The organism is Methylobacterium aquaticum (assembly GCF_001043915.1).
In the GTDB taxonomy this organism is placed as follows: Bacteria; Pseudomonadota; Alphaproteobacteria; order Rhizobiales; family Beijerinckiaceae; genus Methylobacterium; species Methylobacterium aquaticum.
The window spans coordinates 14,286-32,679 of sequence record NZ_LABX01000256.1; the positions used below are offsets into that span (position 1 = coordinate 14,286).

14 protein-coding genes are annotated in these 18,394 nt (G+C 71.3%); 8 read left to right on the forward strand and 6 right to left on the reverse strand.

Annotated elements, in window-relative coordinates; all coding sequences use genetic code 11:
- Position 1 precedes the first annotated feature (1 nt).
- Together VP06_RS27990 and VP06_RS27995 are read left to right on the forward strand one after the other, a co-directional pair.
- Positions 2–1,531: an aldehyde dehydrogenase family protein gene (locus VP06_RS27990; RefSeq protein WP_048467085.1), complete on the forward strand. Its 1,530-nt coding sequence runs from the start codon at positions 2–4 to the stop codon at positions 1,529–1,531.
- Positions 1,532–1,589: 58 nt separating this feature from the next.
- Positions 1,590–2,987, forward strand: a complete 1,398-nt coding sequence (locus VP06_RS27995; RefSeq protein ID WP_082167666.1) for a DUF3100 domain-containing protein — start codon at positions 1,590–1,592, stop codon at positions 2,985–2,987.
- Positions 2,988–3,225: 238 nt separating this feature from the next.
- Here VP06_RS27995 and VP06_RS28000 read toward each other — a convergent pair whose 3' ends face one another.
- From VP06_RS28000 to VP06_RS28010, 3 genes are all read right to left on the reverse strand, one after another.
- A complete protein-coding gene (locus VP06_RS28000) occupies positions 3,226–3,885 on the reverse strand; it encodes a L,D-transpeptidase (protein WP_048467087.1) in 660 nt (219 codons plus the stop codon).
- A gap of 106 nt (positions 3,886–3,991) precedes the next feature.
- Positions 3,992–6,388, reverse strand: a complete 2,397-nt coding sequence (locus tag VP06_RS28005; RefSeq protein ID WP_082167667.1) for a putative bifunctional diguanylate cyclase/phosphodiesterase — start codon at positions 6,386–6,388, stop codon at positions 3,992–3,994.
- 127 nt (positions 6,389–6,515) lie between these two features.
- Positions 6,516–8,066 carry an acetolactate synthase large subunit gene (locus VP06_RS28010; protein WP_048467088.1) on the reverse strand — a complete coding sequence of 517 codons (1,551 nt, stop codon included), beginning with the start codon at positions 8,064–8,066 and terminating at the stop codon, positions 6,516–6,518.
- A 607-nt stretch (positions 8,067–8,673) separates the two neighbouring features.
- Between VP06_RS28010 and VP06_RS28020 the strand changes: the two genes are divergently transcribed.
- From VP06_RS28020 to VP06_RS28030, 3 genes are all read left to right on the forward strand, one after another.
- The gene (locus tag VP06_RS28020) at positions 8,674–9,735 is read left to right on the forward strand and encodes a zinc-binding metallopeptidase family protein (RefSeq protein ID WP_048467090.1); all 1,062 of its coding nucleotides are present in this window, start codon (positions 8,674–8,676) and stop codon (positions 9,733–9,735) included.
- A 162-nt stretch (positions 9,736–9,897) separates the two neighbouring features.
- On the forward strand, positions 9,898–10,896 hold the full coding sequence (locus VP06_RS28025; RefSeq protein ID WP_048467091.1) for a fumarylacetoacetate hydrolase family protein: 999 nt from the start codon (positions 9,898–9,900) through the stop codon (positions 10,894–10,896).
- Between the two features lie 228 nt (positions 10,897–11,124).
- The gene (locus VP06_RS28030) at positions 11,125–12,378 is read left to right on the forward strand and encodes a TadE/TadG family type IV pilus assembly protein (RefSeq protein ID WP_280950251.1); all 1,254 of its coding nucleotides are present in this window, start codon (positions 11,125–11,127) and stop codon (positions 12,376–12,378) included.
- A 21-nt stretch (positions 12,379–12,399) separates the two neighbouring features.
- Here VP06_RS28030 and VP06_RS28035 read toward each other — a convergent pair whose 3' ends face one another.
- The gene (locus tag VP06_RS28035; RefSeq protein WP_048467115.1) at positions 12,400–13,734 is read right to left on the reverse strand and encodes an aminotransferase-like domain-containing protein; all 1,335 of its coding nucleotides are present in this window, start codon (positions 13,732–13,734) and stop codon (positions 12,400–12,402) included.
- 104 nt (positions 13,735–13,838) lie between these two features.
- Here VP06_RS28035 and VP06_RS28040 point away from each other — a divergent pair, with 104 nt between their 5' ends.
- On the forward strand, positions 13,839–14,036 hold the full coding sequence (locus VP06_RS28040) for a DUF1127 domain-containing protein (protein WP_048467093.1): 198 nt from the start codon (positions 13,839–13,841) through the stop codon (positions 14,034–14,036).
- Positions 14,037–14,143: 107 nt separating this feature from the next.
- On the forward strand, positions 14,144–14,587 hold the full coding sequence (locus VP06_RS28045) for a VOC family protein (protein WP_048467094.1): 444 nt from the start codon (positions 14,144–14,146) through the stop codon (positions 14,585–14,587).
- A 537-nt stretch (positions 14,588–15,124) separates the two neighbouring features.
- On the opposite strand, the gene VP06_RS28050 is transcribed toward VP06_RS28045, so the two are convergent.
- Positions 15,125–16,525 carry an amidase gene (locus VP06_RS28050; protein ID WP_048467095.1) on the reverse strand — a complete coding sequence of 467 codons (1,401 nt, stop codon included), beginning with the start codon at positions 16,523–16,525 and terminating at the stop codon, positions 15,125–15,127.
- Positions 16,526–16,632: 107 nt separating this feature from the next.
- Here VP06_RS28050 and VP06_RS28055 point away from each other — a divergent pair, with 107 nt between their 5' ends.
- On the forward strand, positions 16,633–17,196 hold the full coding sequence (locus tag VP06_RS28055; RefSeq protein ID WP_048467096.1) for a TetR/AcrR family transcriptional regulator: 564 nt from the start codon (positions 16,633–16,635) through the stop codon (positions 17,194–17,196).
- A 416-nt stretch (positions 17,197–17,612) separates the two neighbouring features.
- Here VP06_RS28055 and VP06_RS28060 read toward each other — a convergent pair whose 3' ends face one another.
- Entirely contained in the window at positions 17,613–18,374 is a 762-nt protein-coding gene (locus tag VP06_RS28060; protein WP_048467097.1) for an SDR family NAD(P)-dependent oxidoreductase, read from the reverse strand.
- Positions 18,375–18,394: the final 20 nt, after the last annotated feature.

The window sequence follows — 18,394 nt, forward strand, 5'->3', positions numbered from 1 at the left end:
CATGACCGAGACCCGCTCCCAGGCGCTTGCCGCCCTCCTGCGCCCGTTCTTCCCCGACGCGACCGCCATCGGCTCCTGGGTGAACGGCCGCCTCGTGCCGGGCACCGGCGAGACCATCCGCCTCGTCGATCCCGCCACCGGCCTGATGCTGGCCGAATACCCGGATGCCGGCGCCCCCGTCGCCGCCGAGGCCGCCCGGGCGGCGCTCGCCGCCCAGGCCCGCTGGGCGGCGCTGACCGGCGCCGCCCGCGGCCGGGTGATGCAGGAGATCGCCCGCACGATCCGGGCCGAGATCGAGCCGCTCGCCCGGCTCGAGGCGCTGAACGCCGGCAAGCCGATCCGCGATTGCCGCGTCGAGGCGACCAAGGTCGCGGAGATGTTCGAATATTACGCCGGCTGGGCCGACAAGCTGCACGGCGAGGTGATCCCGGTCCCGACCGGCCACCTCAACTACACCCGCCGCGAGCCCCTCGGCGTCGTGCTCCAGGTCACCCCCTGGAACGCCCCGGCCTTCACCTGCGGCTGGCAGCTCGCCCCGGCGCTCGCCGCCGGCAACGCGGTGCTGCTCAAGCCGTCCGAGCTGACCCCCCTCACCTCGCTCGCCGTGGCGGCGCTGGCCGAGCGGGCCGGGCTGCCGGCGGGAACCGTCAACGTGCTGTCCGGCTACGGCCACACCACCGGCCAGGCGGCGCTGGCCGAGCGTGCGGTGGCGAAGGTGGTCTTCGTCGGGTCGCCGGCCACCGGCGCGAAGATCGCGGAGGCCGCGGCGCGCCACCTCAAGCCCTGCGTGCTCGAACTCGGCGGCAAGTCGGCCAACATCGTCTTCGCCGATGCCGACCTGGAGCGGGCCTGCCTGGGCGCCCAAGCGGCGATCTTCGCGGGCGCCGGCCAGTCCTGCGTCGCCGGCTCGCGGCTCCTCGTCGAGCGGTCGGTCCATGACCGCTTCGTCGCCATGCTGGCGGCGGGCGCCGCGCGCATCCGCGTCGGCGATCCGCTCGACCCCGAGACCGAGGTCGGACCGATCAACAACGCCACCCAGTACCGCCACGTGCTGGCGATGATCCGCGGCGGCCTCGACCAGGGCGCGCAGCTCGCCGCCGGCAGCGACGGCACGCCGGCGGATGGCGGCTACTACGTCCGCCCGACGATCCTGGCCCAGGCCGACAACGCCATGGACTGCGCCCGCACCGAGATCTTCGGGCCGGTGGTGACGGTGATCCCGTTCGACACGGAAGCGGAGGCGGTGGCGATCGCCAACGATTCCGACTTCGGCCTCGCCGGCGCGGTCTGGACCCGCGACGTCGGCCGCGCCCACCGGGTCGCGGCGGCGGTGCGGGCCGGCACCTTCTGGATCAACGCCTACAAGACGATCCACGTCTCCTCGCCCTTCGGCGGCTCGGGGAAGAGCGGCTACGGCCGCTCCAGCGGCCTCGAGGCGCTGCACGAATACACCCAGGTCAAGAGCGTCTGGGTCGAGACCGCCGCCGCTCCCGCCGTCGCCTTCGGCTACGCCCCCGGAATCGGCGCCTGATCCCTCCCGGTCCGGGGGCGGCCGCTTCCGGACCGTCATCCGCACCGGAGATCCATCGATGACGAGCGCCACCCTGGCGACCGGCAGCCCCGCCGTCGCGCCCGTGACCCCACCCGCAACCCCACCCGTGCCCCCACCCGTGCCCTCTGCCGGCCGCGCCGGCATCGTGATCCTGTTCCTGCTCGCCCTCGTGGTGGTGACCCTGGCGGAGGCGATCGGCAACGTCGCCATTCCGCTCGGCCACGGCAAGATCGTCCTCCTGCCCCTGCTCTGGGCCCTGCTGATGGGCGGCGGCCTCGGCCTCGCGGCGCCGCGCCTGCCGCGCGCCCTCCGGCTGCCGGTCGCGCTCCAGCACGCCGCCGGCGCGATCCTGCAACCGGCGCTGCTGCTCTTCGTCGCCAAGCTCGGGCTCCTGGTCGGCGGCTCGCTGCCGAAGATCCTCGGTGCCGGCTGGGCCCTCGCCTTCCAGGAATTCGGCCACTTCTTCGGCACGATGGTGTTCGGCCTGCCCGTGGCCCTCCTGCTCGGCCTCAAGCGCGAGGCGATCGGCGCCACCTTCTCGGTCGGGCGCGAACCGAGCCTCGCCATCATCGGCGAGCGCTACGGCATGGCTTCGCCCGAGGGGCGCGGCGTCCTCGCCGAATACCTCACCGGCACGGTGTTCGGGGCGGTGTTCATCGCCCTGCTGGCCGGCCTGATCGCCAGCCTCGGGATCTTCAACCCGCTGGCGCTCGCCATGGGGGCCGGGGTCGGATCGGGCAGCATGATGGCGGCGGCGGCCGGCGCCATCGCGGCGCAGCAGACGCCCGAGATGGCCAAGGAGGTCGCCACCTTCGCGGCGGCGAGCAACCTCATCACCACCACCATCGGCACCTACTTCACCCTGTTCCTGTCCCTGCCCTTCACGGTCTGGGCCTACGGCGTGCTGGAGCCGATCCTGGGCCGCGGCCGCGGCCGGACGGAGACCGCGACGGCGCCGTCCGAGGCGGTGGTGGCCCATGCCGCGCCGGCCTTCGGCCTGCCCGCCCTGGTGCTGATCTGGCTCGCCACGGCGGCGTTCGGGCTCATCGGCAACCGGCTCACCTACGGCACGGCGATCGACGGGCAGGTGCTGACCGGCGCCGCGATCATCGTCGGCGCGGTGGTCGTGGGTGAGGTCCTCTACCGCCTCGCCGGCCGGCGGCTGCCGGCGGTGGTGTGGGTCTCGCTGATCGGCATGGCGCTCACCTATCCGGGCACGCCATTCTCGACCGACATCGCGGCGGCGACGGGCCGGATCAACTTCCTGGCGCTCGCCACTCCGATCCTCGCCTTCGCGGGCCTGTCGCTCGCCAAGGATTTTTCGGCCTTCCGCCGCCTCGGCTGGCGCATCGTGGTGGTGTCGTTCATGGCCAATGCCGGCACGTTCCTGGGCGCGGCGCTGATCGCCCAGTTCTGGATGCACCCGCCGGTGTGAGGACACCCACCCGCCGACCCCTCCCCTCTGCGGGGGAGGGTGCCCCACGGCGAGTGCGAAGCACTCGTGCTGGGGCGGGAGAGGGGAACCACGCTTCCTGAATGGACTGAACCGATTTTGAAAGGCGCCACCCTCGAACAGCGTTGCGCTCCCTCCTCTCCCGGCCCCTGCTGACGCAGGGTCCACCCTCCTTCGCAGAAGGGGAGGATTCATGCACGGCTCCCGACGGCGCTCGACCCTACACCCGGTACTTTCCGTTGCGCTTCACCAGCACGGTCGTGCCCACCGGCACCCGGTTGTAGAGGTCGACCACGTCCTCGTTGAGCATGCGGACGCAGCCCGAGGACATCTGCTCGCCGATGCTCCAGGGCTCGTTGGTGCCGTGGATGCGGAACAGGATGTCGCGGCCGCCCTGGTAGAGGTAGAGGGCGCGGGCCCCGAGCGGGTTGTCGACGCCGCCCTTGCGCGAGCGCGGCAGGTCGGGGTTGAGGCTGACCATCTTGGCGGTCGGCCCCCAATCGGGCCAGACGCCCTTGCGGCCGACCGTGGCGGTGCCCTTCCACGAGAAGCCGAGCTTGCCGACGCCGACGCCGTAGCGGAGCGCCTGGCCGCCGTCCTGGACGAGGTAGAGCATGCGCTCGTCGATATCGACCACGACGGTGCCGGGCTTCTCCAGGCCCGTATAGGCGACGGTCTGGCGCCGGTATTTCGGGTCCATCCGGCTGCGGTCGACCAGCGGCACGTCGTAGGGCTGGTCGGGCATGCTGCCGATGTACCAGGCGGCGTCCGGACCGACCGCCGCCGGGTCCACGGCCGCCACCGGGGCGGGTCCGCGGGCGTTGCAGGCCGCGAGCGGCAGCCCGGCCAGGAAGGCGAGGACGAGACGGCGCGGGAGCATGCGGGCGCGACCTTTCGGGCAAGGAATTCGTTCCATGCCTAGCCGCTCCCGGCCGCGCAGGGTGTGTCCTCCCGGCCTCAACGCCGGCGAAACCCGGCGGCCGCGATCAGGCCGCCGCCATCCAGGGCATCGCGGCGGCGGCGACCAGCCGGCGGATCTCGGCCGCCGGCACCGGCCGGCTGAACAGGAAGCCCTGGACCTCGCCGCAGCCGCTCCGGCGCAGGGCGGCAAGCTGTGCCTTGGTCTCGACGCCCTCCGCCAGGGTAGTGATGCCGAGGCTGGCGCCGAGCCCGATCACCGCCTGCACGATCGCCCCCGCCGTGGCCTCGCGGCCGAGCGCGGCGGTGAAGGAGCGGTCGATCTTGATCTTGTCGAACGGGAACGCCTGAAGGTAGCTCAGCGAGGCGTAGCCGGTGCCGAAATCGTCGATGGCGATGCGGACCCCAAGGGCGCGTAGCCGGTGCAGCACCGCCACGTTGGCGATGCTCTCCTCCAGCATCACCTGCTCGGTGATCTCGAGTTCGAGCCGGGAGGGGGCGAGGCCGGATTCGGCGAGCGCCCGGGCCACGGTGCCGACGAGGTCGGGGGTGCGGAACTGCGCCGGCGAGAGGTTGACGGCGACCCGCACCGCCCCGGGCCAGCCGGCGGCCTCGCGGCACGCCTGCCGCAGCACCCACTCGCCCAGGGGGGCGATCAGCCCGGTCTCCTCGGCGACCGGGATGAACGCGCCCGGCGAGACGAAGCCCCGCTCCGGATGGCGCCAGCGCAGCAGCGCCTCGCAGCCCGTGACGGCGAGATCGCCCGTGGCGACGAGGGGCTGGTAATAGACCTCCAGCGCCTCCGCGGCGATCGCCGCGCGCAGGTCGCACTCGAGGGCCCGGCGGCTTTGCAGGGCCGCGTCCATGGCGGGCTCGAACAGGCGCCGGGTGCGGCGCCCGTCGGCCTTGGCGGCGTAGAGCGCGGTATCGGCCTTGCGCAGGAGCCCGTCGGGATCGTCGCCGTGCTCGGGCGCGAGCGCGATGCCGATGCTGACCCCGATGGTCACGTCCTGGCCCGCGAGCGCGAAGGGCCGGCCGAGGGCGGCGATGATCCGGTCGGCGAGACGGAGGAGCCCGTCTCGCCCCGCAGGGCTGAGAATCGCGAACTCGTCGCCGCCGAGCCGGGCCACCAGCCCGTCGGCGCCCAGGCAGGCGCGCAGGCGCTCGGCGACCTCGCGCAGCAGCGCGTCGCCGGCCGGGTGGCCGAGGGTGTCGTTGACGAGCTTGAAATGGTCGAGGTCGAGGCAGAGCAGGCCCGTGCCGGCCGCCGCCGCCGCGGCGAGCCGCCGGTGAAACAGCACGCGGTTCGGCAACCCGGTCAGGGCGTCGTGATGGGCCATGTGGGCGATGCGCTGCTCGGCCCGGCGCTGCTCGGTGACGTCGACGCAGGCGGTCAGGGTGGCGGTCACGCCCTCGAACGGGATCGTGCCGGAAAACACCTCGACGTCGATCAGGCTGCCGTCGCGGCGGCGGTGGCGCTGGGATGGGCCGGAGCCCCCCGGGGCCGGCCCGCCGCCGGCCAGCAGGTCGCTCGCGGTGAGGGTCAGGAAATCCTCGCGCGGGAAGCCGTAATGGCCGGTGGCGGCATCGTTCACCGCCAGCACCGCCCCGGTCTCGTCGGAGAGCCACATCGGCACCGGATTGTGCTCGAACAGCAGGCGGGCCGAGGCCTCCCGCGCCTTCAGGTCGCCGATATCGGTCAGGGTGACGCCGAGCAATTCGCCGATGGCCGCGATCTCGACGCGCAGGTGCAGCAGGCTCCCGTCAGGTCGCGGATAGGAGCCCTCGAAACTGCCGGTCGTGCCGTCGAGGGCCGACACCAGGCGAGCCAGGGTGGCCGAACCCCGCAGATGCGGCAGCAGCGTGGTCAGGCGCTGCCACTGCGCCGTCTCGACGGTGGCGCGCAGCATGGCGGCCGCGGCGGCGTTCAGAGCGAGGATCCGGAAATCGTGCACGGCGCCCGTCGCGTCGCGCAGGGCCGCCGCCGCCACCATGCCCTGCCGGGTCGAGCGGAACAGGGTCTTGAGGAGGTTCGTCCGCGCGGCCTCGTCGGCGAGGCACAGGAGAACCAGGCGCTCGCGGCCCCGCGTCGCCAGGGGCAGGCCGAGCATCCCGGTGGTGTAGGCGACGCCGCCCGACACCCGGGCGCAGGGCGCCCGGACCGGCTCGCCGATGGTGAGCGCGTCACCGACGACCTCGCGCAGGGACTGCGCGAGCCCGCCCGGCAGGTCGTCGAGAGCAACGCCCGCCCCCGCGAGGCCAAGCCAAGCCTCGAATGCCTCGCCGACCCACAGCAGGCGGAGATGCCCGGCGGGCCCCCCCACCAGGGCGGCGCGGCTCGCCATGCGGCCGAGATTGCCGAGGACCAGATCCTCGTAGGTCGGCAGACCCCGGGCGGCGGCCCGGGCGGCACGCCAGCGGTGCAGCAGCCCCTGGGTGCCGTCGCCTTTCGCGTTCCCGCTCATCCCGCTCGACCCGATTCCGAACCGTCTCCTGGTAGACCCTCGACATCTTCCGGACGGTTAAAGTCAGCCGGCTCCCTGACGAATCGGCGCATGCACGGCCGAAAATTCGGACGACCGGGCCGCGTTGCTATCCCAGAGCCACCTCGATCAGGAACGGGCCGCGCCGCGACAGCGCTCCCGTCAGGGTGTCGACGAGCTGGGCCAGGGTCTCGACCCGGCGCGCCTCGACGCCGTAGCCGCGCGACAGGCTCACCCAGTCGATCGGCGGGTCGTCGAGGGTCAGCATGTCGATGGCCTTGCGGCCGGGATTGGCGCCGACATTCGTCAGTTCGTGGCGCAGGATCGCGTAGGAGCGGTTCGCCCAGATCAGCGTCACCACGTCGAGGCGCTCGCGGGCCTGAGTCCAGAGCGCCTGGGCGGTGTAGAGGGCGCTGCCATCGGCCTGGAGCGAGATCACCTTGCGGTCCGGGCAGGCCACCGCGGCGCCGGTCGCCATCGGGATGCCGAGCCCGATCGCGCCGCCGGTGAGCTGGAGCCAGGTATGGGGCGCCGCCGCATGGGTGGAGACGAAGAAGTTGCGCCCCGTCGTGACCGACTCGTCGCAGACGATCGCGCCTTCGGGGATCAATGCCCCGAGCACGCGGCCAATCGCATCCTGGTCGAGGGCGCCGGCGGTCGGCAGATCGGGACGGGCGAGCGGCGGCAACGGCGCCTCGGCCGGAGCGCCGATCGCCTCGGCGAGGCGCGCGAGGGCATCGATCTGGTCCTGCTCGGGCGTGGCGAGGGCGAAGACGTCGCAGGTGGGGGCTGCGAGCGCGCTCGGCTTGCCCGGATAGGCGAAGAATGCCACCGGCAGGGTCGCGCCGACCAGAATCACATGCCTGTAGGGGGCCAGCACCTCGCGGGCGGGATCGACCGGATAGGGCAGGCGCTCGATCGGCACCGTGCCGGCGCCGCGGTCGATGCGGGCGTTCGAGGTCATGGCCAGCAGCTTGGCCCCGGTTTTGTCCGCGATGCGGGCCGCGATGCGCCGGCCCTCGCCCCTGACCGCCCGGTCACCGAGATGCAGCAGCACCGGCTCGCCGCTGCGGAGCGCCGCGACCGCATGGGCGATGGCCTCGTCGCTCGCAAGCGGCCGCTCCGGGATCGGCGGCAGGGGGGCGATGCCGGAGCCCTCCTCCCAGGCCGTGTCGGCGGGCAGGATCAGGGTGGCGACGCCGCCGGGCGCCGTGCGGGCCGCGACGATCGCGTCGGCCCCGTCCGCCGCCACCGCCTTGGCGCTCATCCCGGTGCGGAGCCAGGCCGAGACCGGGCCGGCCAGCCCCTCGATGTCGGAGGTGAGCGGCGCGTCGAAGGCGCGGTGATAGGTGGCGTGCTCGCCCACGATGTTGACGAGGGGCGAGCGGGCGCGGCGCGCGTTGTGCAGGTTGGCGATGCCGTTGCCGAGGCCGGGCCCGAGATGCAGCAGCGTCGAGGCCGGCTTGTCGGCCATGCGGGCATAGCCGTCGGCCGCTCCCGTAGCGCCGCCCTCGAACAGGCACAGCACCGCCCGCATCCCCTCGACGCGGTCGAGGGCGGCGACGAAGTGCATCTCCGAGGTGCCCGGATTGGTGAAGCACACCTCGACGCCCCCCGCCACCAGGGTGCGGACCAGGCTCTCGGCCCCGTTCATCGCCATCGGCATCTCCTCTCGCGTGGGCATCTGACGGCCCGGTTCGGTTGGCACGTCCGGTGATAGGGGATTTCGCCGGCGGGGTGTGAGGGCGTGGGACACATGGGTGGTCGCCGTGGTGCCCGACGTCCCGATGACCCGCCGTGCCGGCGATGATCGGCTGAGGCCGGATGCGATCATGCCCGGTCGCTCCTGCACGAACCGGCCGCCGAATGGACGACCTGGACGACGACGTTGCCGTTCCCTGTCCACTCGCGTTCATGATCCGGGCGACGCCTCGTTCACGTCAGGCGTCCTTGAGGGCGACGGACGCCTGGACATCGACGGTCGGCAAGGCTGCCAGGGACCGCATCGCAAGGAGCCGACACTTCACCTGTCTCGACAGGCGGCCTTTGTCGGTCACAACCTTCTACGTTCCACCTGCCTTCATGCAGGGCGGCAGGCATTCGCTTGGCGAGGGGCACCGACCGTCGAGCGCGGACACGGAGGGCACAGACAGCGGATTCGGAACGTGAGCCCCGATGCGCCTCCGGGCGAGACGACCTCGCAACCACCCGGCACCTTGCACGTTCGTTGCACCGTGCGGCGGGCGGCGCGCCCGGTGGAGATCCCGATGAAACTGTTCCAGTGCCAGTCCTGCGGCAACATCCTGTATTTCGAGAACCGGAGCTGCCAGCGCTGCGGACACCGCCTGGCCTACCTGCCGGAGACCGGATTGCTCTCGGCGCTGGAACCGGCCGGGGGCGAGGACTGGACGCCGCTCGCCGCCCCCGACCGGCCGAGCCGGTTCTGCGCCAATGCGGTGCACGACGCCTGCAACTGGCTGGTGCCGCCGGGCTCGGACGACGCCTTCTGCCTCGCCTGCCGCCACAATGGCACGATCCCCGACGTCTCGAACCCGCAACACCTCGCCCGATGGCGCGAGATGGAGTTCGCCAAGCACCGGCTGATCTACAGCCTCCTGCGCTGGAACCTGCCGCTCCAGACCCGGGCCGAGGATCCCGAGCACGGGCTGATCTTCCATTTCCTGGCCGACCCGCCGGAGAACCAGGGTCCGAAGGTGATGACGGGCCACGACAACGGCGTCATCACCATCGCGCTGGTGGAGGCGGACGACGCTGAGCGCGAGAAGCGCCGGCGCGAGATGGGCGAGCCCTACCGCACCCTGCTCGGGCATTTTCGCCATGAGGTCGGCCACCATTACTGGGACCTCCTGGTCCGCGATGCCGGCCGGCTCGACGCCTGCCGGGCGGTGTTCGGCGACGATTCGCAGGATTACGACGCGGCACTGAAGCGCCATTACGAGCAGGGCACGCCGGCCGACTGGCAGGAGAACTTCGTCTCGGCCTATGCCACCACCCATCCGTGGGAGGATTTCGCCGAGACCTGGGCGCATTACCTGCACATCGTCGATACGCTCGAGATGGCGAGCGCCTTCGGCATGCAGGTCCACCCGCTCCTCGACGCGGGCGGCGAGCTCGCCGCGCGGATCGACTTCGACCCTTATGCAGCAGAGGGCATCGAGCAGATCATGGCGGCCTGGCTGCCCTTCGTCTTTGCGCTGAACAGCGTCAACCGCGCGATGGGCCAGGGCGACCTCTATCCCTTCGTGCTGGCCCCGCCGGTGATCGGCAAGCTCGGCTTCATCCACGGCCTCGTCCACGGCACCATCTGACGCGCACGATCTGACGCGAGGAAGCGATCCCGCCGTCTCGGCCGTAGCCTCCGCGGCCGGGGCGGTCCATGATGGCGCAACGTGCCCGATGAACCGGGCCGCCAGCCTGCCGTGCCGGCAGGTCTGGATGCCCGCTCGATCGGGCGACAGGAGGGACGCCGAATGAAGCTCGCCAGCCTCAAGCACGGCCGCGACGGCCGCCTCGTCGTGGTCTCGCGCGACCTGACCCGCGCCACCGACGCCTTCATCGTGGTGCCGACCCTGCAACAGGCCCTCGACGAGTGGGAGCGGCACGCCCCCGCGCTCAGTGCCCTGGCCGAGCAGCTCGATCACGGCTCGGTGCCGTCGTTCCGCTTCCACGAGCACGATTGCGCCGCCCCCCTGCCGCGGGCCTATGCCCGCCGGCACGCCGCGGCCTGGCCAAGCCACCCGGCGCTGCTGCGCCAGGCTGCGGGCGCCGAGGCGCCGGCCGGCGAGGCGGGGGCGCTGACGCCGGCCGCCTCCGACGGGTTCCTCGGGCCGCGCGACCCGCTGGGGCTCGACGACCCGGCGGCCTCCCTCGACCTCTCGGCGGGCCTCGCGGTGATCACCGGCGACCTGCCGCGGGGTGCCGACGCGACCGCCGCCGGGGAGGCCATCCGGCTGGTGACGCTGGTGGCGGAGGTGATCCGTCACGACCGCCTGCGGCCGGACGGGCTCGACCTCGACGGAGCCGAGGCGCCGGCTCTGGCCGCAAGCCTCGCGCCCGTGGTGGTGACCCCCGACGAGCTGGGTCAGGCGTGGCGGGACGGCGCCGTGCATCGCCCGCTGCTGGTGAGCCGCAACGGCAAGCCCCTCGGCTGCCCCGATGCCGGCGCCGATCTGGGCCGGAGCCTCCTCGCCCTGGTGGCGGAGGCGGCGCGGCACCGCGCCCTGGGCGCCGGCACGATCGTCAGTGCCGGGCCGGTCTCGAACCGCGGCATCGATGGCGGCCCGGGCCGCCCCAAGGCCGAGGGCGGGGCCGGCTATGCCTGCCTGGCCGAGGCCCGGGCCGCCGAGGCCCTGACCGGCGGCTGGGTCCGCACGCCCTATCTGGCGGCCGGCGATCGCCTTCGGGTCGAGATGAAGGATGCCGGCGGGCACTCGATCTTCGGGGCGATCGAGCATGACGTGACCGGCTGAGGCACGACGCGCCCGGCGCGGGACAGGTCGGCCGCGCCGGGCACATTCACCTATGATACACTGGAAAGTTGCCGTTCTTGCGACACCAGCTCGACTGAGCAATGACGTTAGGTTTTCGTTCGGGACTCGTCTGGTATCACTGAGTCAGGCTGGCGTGGTCGCGTGTGGAAACAACCGTGGATGACGGTTTTCCCCGGGCCACACCCTTGGGTGCCGCTCATCGCGACAATGAATCCCCGCTCGCCCCTTGCTCCGCACCTCGATCGCTTCCGGCAGAGCCGAGGCGGGTCGGTCATCGTCGTGCTGAGCCTGCTCCTGCCGATCCTCGCGATGGCGGCGGTTGGCGTCGCCGAGATGACGGAAGTGACGCTCGCCCGCGCAAAGCTCCAGGGCTATGTCGACGCTGCGGCGATCCGTGGTGCCGGCGAGTTCGGCGTCGACCAATCCGCCGCCACGGCGGAGCGGGTCCGCCTCTATGCCGACGGGGAGGCCGAGCCGCTGCGCAAGCGTTGGACGATCACGTCGGCCGTCGCGATCGACTCGGCGGCGCGCACCGTCACGGTGGTGCAGAAGGGTCACCGCGCCTCGTTCTTCCGCAACATGCTGCCGCCGGGCGGCTGGACCATCGAGGCCAAGGCGACGGCGGTCCGGACGGCGCGTAAGCCGCTCTGCGTCCTCGCCTCGCAGGAGCCCACCCGCCTCGTCACCCCGACCGCCATCGACCTGGACAACAACTCCGCAATCACCGCCAATGACTGCCTCGTCCAGAGCAACGCCAACCTGACGGCGGCCCCCAGCACCAGTCTTTGGGCCGGCGAGGTGCGCGCCGTGGGCAGCGCCACCGGCCCCGTGCGGCCGGCCCCGGTCACGGACGCCCCACCGATGGCGGATCCCTTCGCCAAAATGCGGATCGACGTGCCGCTCCTGTGCGACACTCCGCTCTCGATCAACATCGGCAGCGGCACCATCTACCTCAATCCCGGCGTTCATTGTGGCGAGCTCAGCCTGCTCGGCTTCACGACGATCGTGCTCCTGCCCGGCGATCATTACTTCTTGGGCCCGTATCTTAACGTCCTGGGAAACTCCGTCATCACCGGCACCGATGTCGTGATGATCTTTAAGGGCCTGATCTCGGCCCAGGTCATCGGCATGTCCAAGCTGGAGATCGAGGGCCGCAAGAGCGGGCCCTATGCGGGCTTCGCCATCATCACGGACCGTGACTATTATGGCGATTTCGCCATCTCGACCAGCAACGCCCGCAAGATCGTCGGCACGATCTATCTGCCGAACGCGAGCCTGACCGTGGCCGGGTTCGGCAACAAGGTCGCCGACCAGTCGCCCTGGACGGTGGTGGTGGCGCGCACGCTGCGCACGATGGGCAGCGCCAACCTGATGATCAACGCCAACTACAATTCCTCGACCGTGCCGGTGCCGTCCGGCGTCGGCCCGTCGAAGGACCAGCCGGTGCGGCTCGCGCAGTGACGGGCCGCCGGGACGGAAAGTCTACTCGACCACCTGATCGTCGCCGGTGAGGGCGAGGCGGCGCAGGGCCTCGAGGGCCCGCGCGAGATCGGCCCGTGCCGGCGTGGCGAGGGCGAGCCGGACGGCGTTCGGGGCGTGGCCCGGGCTCACCGCGAAGGACGAGGCCGGAATGAGCGCGATGCCCCGCCGCAGGGCCGCCGCCGCATAGGCTTCGGCCCGCCACGTTTCCGGCAGGGTGAGCCAGAGGTGATAGGCGGCGTCATCGCCGGTCACCAGCAGGCCCGTGAGGCAGGCCCGGGCGATCGCCTGCCGCTCGGCCGCGTCGGTCCGCTTGGCGCGGGCGAGCCGAGCGGCGGACCCGTCCTCCATCCAGCGCGTGCCCGCGGCGAGCGCGACGCCCATCGCGCTCCATCCGCCCTGGCGCACCGAGGCCGCGAGGCGGTCCGCCATTTCGGGCGGGCTCACGATCATCCCGACGGTCAGGCCCGGCATGACCCGCTTCGACAGGCTGTCGACCAGGATCGTGTGCGCGGGCACCAGGGCGGCGATCGGCGCCATCTCGCGCAGGAAGCCGTAGACGGCATCCTCCACCAGGGTGAGCCCGGTCTGCACCAGGAGAGCGGCGATCTCCGCCCGGCGCCGGGGGCCCATCGTCAGCCCGAGCGGGTTCTGCAACGTCGGTTGCAGGTAGAGCCCGCTCAGCGGCGCGGCGCGGTGGGCCTGGAGGATGGCGTCGGGCCGCACGCCCTCGCCGTCGACGGCGAGCGGCACCAGGGCGATGCCGAGCCGCGCCGCGATGCCCTTGACCACCGGATAGGTCAGCGGCTCGCAGCCGATGCGCTCCCCCGGCGGGGCGAGCGTCGCCAGGGCGGCGGCGAGCCCCTGGCGGCCATTGCCGGTGAACAGGATCCCGTCGGGATCGGGGGAAAAGCCGTCGCGGGCGAGGAAGCGCGCGGCGACCATCCGCGCCTGCGGCGTGCCGGCCGGGCCGTAGAGGGTCAGCGCCGCCTCGACCGCCCCGCGCCCGAGCCCCGCCAGGGTCTCGGCGAACAGCGCCTCCTGCTCGGGCAGGCGCGACATGGTGCGCTGGAGATCGAGGGCCGCCGGCGGCGGTTCCGGCCGGATCGGGTCGGGGGCACCGAGATCGGAGCGGATATAGGTGCCGCGCCCGACCTCGCCGAGGACGAGGCCGCGCCGGGCCAGTTCGGCATAGACCCGGCTCGCGGTCGAGACGGCAATGCCGCGGGCATAGGCGAAGTCGCGCTGCGGCGGCAGCCGCTCGCCCGGCCGCAGCCGCCCCTCGGCGATCTCCGCCGCCACCGCATCGGCGATCCCCCGGTAATCGCGTGCGGCCATCATTGCTCCGAGCACAATGTTTCGATTGCTCCGACCTTCGTATCGGTACAATCCTGGCGGCGCAATCCCGGCCGGACTGCCTCCCCCTGTTCGGATCGACCGTCATGCCCGCTGTCTCGCTGCCTCTCTCCGGCTCCGCCGCCGGCCCACGCCCGCCCCTCTCCTCTCTCCTGCGCCTGTGGTGGCGGCGCGCCCGGGACCGCCGGGTGCTCGCCGACCTGAGCCCCGCGCAGATGCGGGATACCGGCCTCGATCCCGATGAGGTGCGGGCGGAAAGCCTGAAACCGTTCTGGCGGGCCTGACCGGATCGCGCCCCGGCGCCGGACGGCGAGACGACATGTCTCGCCCCGCCTCTGTTCATCGCCGCCGCCACGGCGCTACGTTACGGGCTGAACGCCCGGAGGCCCTGATGCCGGACACCGAGACCCTTCCCGACCTCGTCGGTACGCTCCCGGAGACGGTCGTCCGTCCGGCGATCCACCTCGACCACTGCGTCATCCACGTCTCGGACTGGGAGCGCTCCACCGCCTTCTACCGCGACATCCTCGGCGCGGAGGTGATCCCGGCCGGGCAGGGCGTCGCCTATCGCTTCGGCGGCGTGCAGCTGAACTGCCACGGCCCGGGCCAGATCGGCGAGCCCCGGGCCCGGATCCCGGTGATGCCCGGCAACAGCGACCTCTGCTTCCGCTGGCACGGCCCGATCGAGGAGGCGATCGTCCACCTGGAGCAGCACGGCGTCCCGGTCGAGCTGGGGCCGGTGCCGCGGCATGGGGCCGTGGGCGAGGGGATCAGCGTCTATTTCCGGGATCCGGACGGGTCGCTGCTGGAGTTCATCACCTATCCGGTGGTGTGAAGGGAGTTTCTGATTTTCAAGCTCTTGCGAATGGCGATCACGGCGCGATCGCTTCAGGCATGAGGACGTATCTCGTCACGCCCCGCAGGATCCGGTCCTCGCTCGGTCAGCGTGACAGTGCAACGGACTGCCACGGGTGGAAATTGTCGGCTGACAGCCGCATGTCCACGACCGTCATGTGCGGAAAACCTCTCACGCCAGGTTTCCGTACAGATTGCCAATCCGACAGGGGTTATCGCACAAGTTCCACGGCGGCGGTTGGCGCGCTGTCGGATCGGAGCGGCTCCTGTCGGCAAAGACATGGTTTCCGTACAGCCGAACCTGACACGTGGAATGACCGCATGAGGTGGGAAGCGGCGGCCCGCCGGATGAATGCTGAGCGGCCGGATCGTGCTAATTCCGGACCTTAGTCGGACGCTCCCACAGTGACCGCTTCTTGCCAGGCACCTGCGATTGGCGCGGGTAATGGCGCGCAGCGGACGCAGTACGAGACGTGGCTCCGAACCGCGGCGCGCATCCCGGCAAGTCTCGGCCGTCTCAGAGGCTCGGGTGCAGGTCGCGAACCGGGCTCACGCGCTCCAGCACCATAGCGGCGTTCAGGAGCGTGGTTTCCGCCTGCCAGCTTCCCACCAGTTGCACGTTGATCGGCAGCCCCTCGTGGCTCGTCCCGAAGCGCATCGTTAGCCCGGGCAGGCCGGTCACGTTGAGCGGCACCGTCGCGCCCTGGAGGTAGGTCAGGTCGACGGTCTCGCCGTTGACGACGAGTTCCTTGATGCCGTGCTTGTGCGCCGGCACCGGCAGCACGGGGGTCAGGAGGACGTCGTAGTCCCGGAAGTAGGCCGCGTAACCGTCCCGCAGCCGCTCCGCTGCCTGCTCGGCCGCGAGGTAATCATCCATCGACGTGTCCGGCAGCGACAACATGGTCTTGGTCATCTTGTACATCTGCTCTTCGTGTCCCGCAGTCGCCGCGCGGAAGGCCGGCTTCATCTCCATGACGTGGAGCTTGTTGAACACGTCGAGGGCGAAGTCGCGCTCCAGCGCCGGGATCCGCACCTCCTCCACGTGATGCCCTTCGCCCCTGAGGGCCCCGGCCGCGTCCCGCACGGTTGCGGCGACCTCGATGTCGACGGGCCCGAAGCCCGGCCCGACCATCCAGCCGACGCGGAACTTGCGGTCCGCCGTGACGCCGGCGTCGAACGGGACGGTGCTGGTCGCGAAGGCGTCCTCGCCGTCGGGGCCAGCGAGTTGCGAGAAGGCGAGCGCGAGGTCGCGGATCGAGCGCGCCATCGGGCCGACGTGCCAGAAGCGGCGTGGTGCGCGCGGCCAGATGCCGGTCATCGGGACGCGCCCATGGGTCGCCTTCAGCGAGACGATGCCGGTCTGCGCGGCTGGACCGCGCACCGAGATGGCGAGATCGGTGCCCAGGCCCAGCGGCGACATGCCGGCCGCGATGGCTGCCGACTCGCCGCCGCTCGAGCCGCCCGGGGTGCGGTCGAGGTCCCACGGGTTGTTCGAGCGCCCGGAAAGCAGGTTATCGCTCTCGATCCAGTAGGAGAACTCGGGAAGGTTGGTCTTGGCGAGCAGGATGCCGCCGGCCTTCTTCAGGCGGCCGACGCTGGTCGCGTCGGCGTCGGGGGTGCGGCCCTTGAAGATGGGCGACCCGCGCTGGGTCATGACGCCTGCGGTGTCGATCGAGTCCTTCACCGTGAAGGGCACGCCGTGCAGCGGCCCGAGTTCCTCGCCCGCCATCACCGCCGCTTCGGCCCGTTTCGCGGCGACCGACGCCCCCTCGGCGACGGTGACGATCGCGTTGACGTGAGGGTCGACGGCCTCGATGCGGTCGAGGTGAGCCCGTACGACCTCGACGGGCGAGAGCTGCTTGGTCCGGATCAGCGCGGCGAGGCTGGTGGCGTCCGAGAAGATGATGTCATGGGTCATGGCAATTCCCCTACCTGTCGTTAGGCAGAAGAGAGTTAGATCTGGATTTTTAGGCCGTCAACCCCTAACTAACAGTCGTTAGTTTTTTGCGTTGACCGGAGGTGGGAGTGAGTTCGAACGCGAAGGAGACGATCCTGGCCGCAGCCCGGAAGACCGCGCAGGCCCATGGCTACGGGGGCTTGAGCTACCGCGACCTCGCCGCCGAGGTCGGCATCAAGGCGGCGAGCATCTACCACCACTTCGCCAGCAAGGCGGATCTCGGCGCGGCCGTGGCGCGGCGTTACTGGGAGGACATCGCGGCCGAACTCGACGCGATGCTGGCCGACACCGGCGACCCGCTGGAATGCCTGCGGCTCTACCCCACCACCTTCCGCCGGTCGCTCGAGGACGGGAACAGGCTCTGCCTGTGCAGCTTCATGTCGGCGGAATACGCCAACCTGCCCGAGGCCGTGCAGCGGGAGGCGCAGGGCTTCGCCGACGTCAACGTCGCCTGGCTCGCCAAGGTGCTGGTGATGGCCGGGGCGGTGAAACCTGAGGACGGCGAGGCGCGGGCCCGGGCCATCTTCGCCGCGGTATCCGGCGCCCAGCTCTACGCGCGGAGCCGCTCGGACGTCTCGGAGTTCGATGCCCTTATCGCGACCTACCGCGCCTCGGGCCTCCTGCCGGCGTAGACCCTGGACGCCCCTGCGACGCGCGGACGTCATCGGAGGGGAATGTCGTAGCCGCCCCGACGTGGTCCGCTTCTCCATCCGAAGCGGACCTTTCGATTAGCTGGTTACTAGGTCTGCAAAGGGTCGGATGCAGACCCATGAGGCACCCGTCAGGCGCCAGCCAACATGCCCCGCTGGCCATCTTGGATCGGGAAATACCTGTTTTCCGACACCCGAGCGTGATGTCGCAAGGGTCGGAAGCAGACCTTCGTCAGAAGTCATCTCGTTTCGATCTAGGTCACTGCCCGATCACGTTGTAATCGTGGAGTATTCTAGTCTTTGATTTTGCCGCATTTTCTGCGACCAATCGGTGTCCGCTTGGTCGGAAAATGCTCTAAGCGAAAAGGTCCCTGAAAGAACGCTTCCGGAAATCCCTCTCACAACCCCGACACCAGATGCCCCCCGTCGACCGGCACAGTCGCCCCCGTCATCCACCCCGACGCATCGCCGGCCAGCAGCAGGAACGCCCCATCCAGATCCTCCGGGCGGCCGAGGCGCCGCATCGGGATGCGCTTGAGCATCGCCTGGCCGGGGGGCGTCTCGAAGAAGTCGCGATTGATGTCGGTGCCGATATAGCCCGGGGCGAGCGCGTTGACCCGGATGCCGTAGCGGGCCCATTCGAGGCCGAGCGCCTGGGTCATTTGCACCACGCCCGCCTTCGACACCGTGTAGGGCCCGACCCCGCCGGCGACCCTGAGCCCGAGGATCGACGCGACGTTGACGATGACGCCGCCGCGGCCGGCATCGCGCCAGGCACGGGCGGCATTGGTCGAGACCGCCCAGACGCCGCGCAGGTTGGTGTCGATCACCCGGTCGAAGGTGGCGATGTCGACGTCGATCGCCGCCCCGCCCTCGGCGATGCCGGCATTGTTGACCACCACGTCCGGCAGGGCGTGCAGGCTGGCGAAGGCGGCCGTCACCGAATCCGGGTCGGCGACGTCGAGGGCGACGGCGCGGGCCTCAGGCGCTCCGGCGTCGCGCAAATCCTGCACCAGGGCGTCGAGCTTCTCCTTGCGCCGCGCCGCCACCGTGACGGCAGCACCGCACCTGGCGCAGAGGCGGGCGAAATGGTCGCCGAGGCCGCTCGAAGCCCCCGTGACGAGGACGTGGCGGCCCTTCAGGCCGGCGGCGAGATCCATGGCGTGTCCCCCGTATCGTC

What these genes read in the sequence shown, in the direction of transcription:
- VP06_RS28060 (WP_048467097.1), bottom strand. Translation starts at nt 18,374, where the DNA reads ATGGATCTCGCCGCCGGCCTGAAGGGCCGCCACGTCCTCGTCACGGGG.
- VP06_RS28020 (WP_048467090.1), top strand. Translation starts at nt 8,674, where the DNA reads ATGAAACTGTTCCAGTGCCAGTCCTGCGGCAACATCCTGTATTTCGAG.
- VP06_RS28025 (WP_048467091.1), top strand. Translation starts at nt 9,898, where the DNA reads ATGAAGCTCGCCAGCCTCAAGCACGGCCGCGACGGCCGCCTCGTCGTG.
- VP06_RS28000 (WP_048467087.1), bottom strand. Translation starts at nt 3,885, where the DNA reads ATGCTCCCGCGCCGTCTCGTCCTCGCCTTCCTGGCCGGGCTGCCGCTC.
- VP06_RS28035 (WP_048467115.1), bottom strand. Translation starts at nt 13,734, where the DNA reads ATGGCCGCACGCGATTACCGGGGGATCGCCGATGCGGTGGCGGCGGAG.
- VP06_RS28050 (WP_048467095.1), bottom strand. Translation starts at nt 16,525, where the DNA reads ATGACCCATGACATCATCTTCTCGGACGCCACCAGCCTCGCCGCGCTG.
- VP06_RS27995 (WP_082167666.1), top strand. Translation starts at nt 1,590, where the DNA reads ATGACGAGCGCCACCCTGGCGACCGGCAGCCCCGCCGTCGCGCCCGTG.
- VP06_RS27990 (WP_048467085.1), top strand. Translation starts at nt 2, where the DNA reads ATGACCGAGACCCGCTCCCAGGCGCTTGCCGCCCTCCTGCGCCCGTTC.
- VP06_RS28040 (WP_048467093.1), top strand. Translation starts at nt 13,839, where the DNA reads ATGCCCGCTGTCTCGCTGCCTCTCTCCGGCTCCGCCGCCGGCCCACGC.
- VP06_RS28005 (WP_082167667.1), bottom strand. Translation starts at nt 6,388, where the DNA reads ATGAGCGGGAACGCGAAAGGCGACGGCACCCAGGGGCTGCTGCACCGC.
- VP06_RS28030 (WP_280950251.1), top strand. Translation starts at nt 11,125, where the DNA reads ATGAATCCCCGCTCGCCCCTTGCTCCGCACCTCGATCGCTTCCGGCAG.
- VP06_RS28010 (WP_048467088.1), bottom strand. Translation starts at nt 8,066, where the DNA reads ATGGCGATGAACGGGGCCGAGAGCCTGGTCCGCACCCTGGTGGCGGGG.
- VP06_RS28045 (WP_048467094.1), top strand. Translation starts at nt 14,144, where the DNA reads ATGCCGGACACCGAGACCCTTCCCGACCTCGTCGGTACGCTCCCGGAG.